This window comes from Polaribacter sp. Z014 (genome assembly GCF_023555435.1).
Classification (GTDB): Bacteria; Bacteroidota; Bacteroidia; order Flavobacteriales; family Flavobacteriaceae; genus Polaribacter.
On record NZ_JALCZP010000091.1, the window covers coordinates 1 to 1,043 of the forward strand.

1 protein-coding gene is annotated in these 1,043 nt (G+C 31.9%); it reads right to left on the reverse strand.

The window, feature by feature from the left end; all coding sequences use genetic code 11:
• Window positions 1-953 (reverse strand): IS256 family transposase (locus tag MPF19_RS19050; RefSeq protein ID WP_249989855.1); only part of this gene is annotated, 953 nt, incomplete at its 3' end.
• Window positions 954-1,043 lie beyond the last annotated feature (90 nt).

Consider the following 1,043-nt stretch of genomic DNA (forward strand, 5'->3'; position numbering starts at 1 on the left):
ACGGTAAGTTCATCCCAGTTATTTTCCCAACTTTTAATCGCATAAGAATATTTAGAATCCCATTTATCTTTAAAATCTTTTAAGGATGCCTTTGCAGCTTCTTTTGTGGGTGCAGTATAGATTTGTTTCATGTCTCTGGTAAACTCTTTTTTGTCTTTCCAAACAACGTAACGACAAGAGTTTCTAATCTGATGCACTACACATATTTGAGTAACAGAATTAGGGAAAACAGTTTTAATTGTATCTGTAAATCCGTTTAAATTGTCGGTTGCTGTGATTAAGATATCTTGTGTTCCTCTAGCTCTAATATCTGTTAAAACACTCATCCAAAAAGCAGAAGATTCATTCTTCCCTAACCATAAACCAAGTACTTCTTTTTTACCATCGGTTCTCAAACCTACAGCAATGTAAATGGTTTTGTTGATGACTTTAGAGTTTTCTCTAACTTTAAAAACGATTCCATCCATCCAAACGATAAGATATGTTGCTTCTAAAGGTCTATTCTTCCAAGCTATAATATCATTGGTGATACTATCGGTAATTCTTGATATAGTACTTGTGGAGATGTTAAAATCGTAAAGTTCTCGTATTTGTTCTTCTATATCACTATTGCTCATCCCCTTTGCATAAAGGGAAATTATAATGTTTTCTATACCTTCTGTAGTACTTTCTCTTTTTTTAACAATCATTGGGTTAAAGGAACTTTCACGGTCTCTTGGAACATTTATTTCTGTCTCTCCTAAAGTTGTTTTTAGTTTCTTTTTGGTATACCCGTTTCGAAGATTAGTTGATTTACTTTTTTGATGTCGATCATAATCTAGGTGAGCATCTAATTCTCCCTCAAGGATCTTTTCTATGCCTCGTTTATGAAGCTGTTCTAAAAAATTAGTAAGTTCTGATCCGCTTTTAAATTGCTTTAAAAAATCTTCGTTTAAAATGTCTTCTGGTTTCATAAGTATGTAAAATTTAAAATTAATAAAAAAATCTCAGGTTAATTAATTAACCTGAGATTTTAAAACTTACACACTTTATGAGACAGTGCC